1 pseudogene is annotated in these 243 nt (G+C 38.3%); it reads right to left on the bottom strand.

The annotated features are described in order from the left end of the window. Window positions 1-243 (bottom strand): annotated as a pseudogene (locus tag HMPREF2805_RS11315) (ISL3 family transposase); the annotation flags it as partial.

The raw sequence follows: 243 nt of genomic DNA, 5'->3' as shown, positions 1-243 counted from the left end.
GTTTCAAGTCTTCTGAATAGCTCAAAAGCTTGACTAAAATCTCCTTATTCGTCAAGTGCATACGAAAAGTAGAGCGATAAAAACGTTTATCGCTGAGTTTACGACTATCCTGTTGAATGAACTTCCAATAACGCTTGATAGCCTTGTATTGATGGGATTTTCGATGAAATTGATTCATAATTTGAACACGGATACGACTCATAGCACGGCTTAAGTGTTGGAGTAAAACAGTCCAGTGGACTG

The sequence above is a fragment of the Streptococcus sp. HMSC034E03 genome, from assembly GCF_001811505.1.
In the GTDB taxonomy this organism is placed as follows: Bacteria; Bacillota; Bacilli; order Lactobacillales; family Streptococcaceae; genus Streptococcus.
Note: the sequence above shows the minus strand (reverse complement) of the source record. Positions and strands in the feature narration are given on the sequence as shown.